General features: G+C 62.7%; 3 protein-coding genes. All 3 read right to left on the bottom strand.

The features are described from left to right. On the bottom strand, positions 1-1,405 hold a 1,405-nt coding region (gene tnpC, locus IEW00_RS17340; protein WP_188515688.1), incomplete at its 3' end, for an IS66 family transposase. A gap of 60 nt (positions 1,406-1,465) precedes the next feature. Then, positions 1,466-1,813 carry an IS66 family insertion sequence element accessory protein TnpB gene (gene tnpB, locus IEW00_RS17335; protein WP_033927432.1) on the bottom strand — a complete coding sequence of 116 codons (348 nt, stop codon included), beginning with the start codon at positions 1,811-1,813 and terminating at the stop codon, positions 1,466-1,468. Then, a partial coding sequence (locus IEW00_RS17330; RefSeq protein WP_229737128.1) for a transposase occupies positions 1,810-2,186 on the bottom strand: 377 nt, incomplete at its 5' end. The genes IEW00_RS17330 and tnpB, both read right to left, overlap by 4 nt.

Below are 2,186 nucleotides of genomic sequence, written 5' to 3'. Positions count from 1 at the left end.
TGCCCAAGGCGATACCTCTGAGCGCCCGTTCTGCTGCGTTGTTCGACAAGCAGATGCGGCCATCGTCGAGGAAGGCGGTAAAGGCAGGCCATGCCTTGAGCATGTAGTCGATGGGCTCGGCGACGGGGCTGCTCTTGGAGAGCTTCGACCGGTTGTCGCGGAGCCATGCTTCGATATCGGCAACAAGGGGTGCGCTGTGTTCCTGTCGGACGACGAGCCGCTCTTCAGCCGATCGGCCGTTGATCGCGCGCTCGATGTCGAAAATCGCATCGATCCTGCGGACTGCCTCAACGGCGATCGGTGAGATGACGGGTGCCTTCTTGCGGCGCTTTTTGAGCTGCGTGTCGAGATCCGCGAGCTCGAAGAAATAGCGACGCGCATGGCTCCAGCACAGCGCGCGTGTCAGCGGTGCCGGGATCCGATCGGCGCGGAAAAGCGCATTGTATCCGGCATAGGCGTCGGCCTGGAGAATACCTGTCCAGCTGTGCAGATGGCTGACGGGATGTTCGCCGCGCCTGTCGCGGGAATAATGGAAGACCGCCGCAGGTGGAGCTGGTCCGCCAAAAGGCTGATCGTCGCGGACATAGGTCCAGATCCGGCCTGTATCGGTCTTCGTCTTGGCGAGGACCGGGACCGTCGTGTCGTCGCCATGCAGTCGCTCGGCGGCCAGCACATGCGCTTCGATGAGGCGGTAAAGCGGCATCAGCGCAGCGGTGCAAGCTCCGACCTGATCGGCCAGGGTGGAAAGGCTGAGCTCGACACCTTCGCGGGCATAGCGATCACGCTGGCGGTTGAGTGGTTGGTGCGCTCCGAACTTCTCGAACAGCAGCATCGCGAGGAAGCCGGGGCCGAACAGTCCGCGCGGCGTGACATGGAAAGGCGCTGGTGGCTGGGTGATCTTCTCGCAATCCCGGCAAGAGAACTTTTCCCTGACGGTCTGGACCACCTTCCACTGGCGGGGGATGACCTCGATCGTCTCGGTGATATCCTCACCCAGCTTGCACAGACGATCGGAACCACAGCACGGGCAGGCCTCTGGCGCGGAGATGACGACGCGTTCGCGAGGCAGATGATCGGGCAATGGCTTGCGTGCGGGCCGCTTGCGTTCGAACGGTGCGACGTTGGTTGAGGCGGCAGCCAGGGCTGCAAAGACCTCGTCCTCGCTGGCTGCGGCCTCGCACTCCTCGAAAGCCAGCTCCATCTGGTCGATCAGCTGGCGGGAGCGTTCCGAGCGTTGCCCGTAAAGGGCCCGGCGCATCTTCTCGTTCTGCAGCTCGAGAAGGGCATTGCGGGCTTCCAGATCGGCGTTGATCGCCTTGATGCGAGCCACTTCTGCGGCGACTTCGCGGGCGGCGGCAAGCTGCTCGCGAAGGCTCTGGATCTCTGCAAGGCTTGCATCCACCATGGCCAAAACCATAGCATAAAACCCCCGGAATCCCTAGCTTTTTAGGCCATCGACAGCCACTTATCCGGCGACAGTCGGGCGCCATGTTGCCTGTGGATTACGCCAGTCGATGCCCTCGAGCATGCAGGCAAGTTGCGATGCGGAAATCGCAAAAACGCCGTCGGTTGCCGATGGCCAGATGAACCGGCCTCGTTCGAGCCGCTTGGCATAAAGCGACATGCCCACGCCATCGTGCCAGATCACTTTGCACAGGTCGCCGCGCCGTCCGCGGAAAATATACAGATCGCCGACAAACGGATCACGCCCGAAGCTCTGCTGAACCTGCAAGGCAAGGCTGCGCATGCCGCGCCGCATATCGGTATGTCCTGTCGCAATCCAGATCCGGACACCGGAAGGAACTGGGATCACGGCTTCACCGATCGCAGGACCGCCGCAGCCAGACCTGGAGATGCGCCTGCCGGGATCCGCACGGTCGCACGCTCAAACTCCACGATGATCGCAGTCCCCGCAACAGCAACAGGCGCAGGATCAGGATCGGGCTGCACCTGGACCTGCGCAAAGCCGTGGCCTGCCTGCTCGAGCTGCCGCCGCCAGCGATAGATCTGACCAGGTCGAACATCGGCCAGACGGGAAATCTCCGCAACGTTCGCCCCGGGCGCTGAAATCGCCGACACCAGCGCATGCTTCTGCTCATCTGACCAGTACCGGCGGCGCTGAACGCCAGAAAATACCGTCACCTGACCCATCGCACCGTCTCTAACACCGGTGCAAGCACCAGCGC

Origin of the sequence: Blastomonas aquatica (assembly GCF_014639875.1) — a bacterium.
Lineage (GTDB): Bacteria > Pseudomonadota > Alphaproteobacteria > Sphingomonadales > Sphingomonadaceae > Blastomonas > Blastomonas aquatica.
The sequence above is the reverse complement of the archived record's forward strand: the minus strand, read 5'-3'. Positions and strand labels throughout refer to the sequence as shown.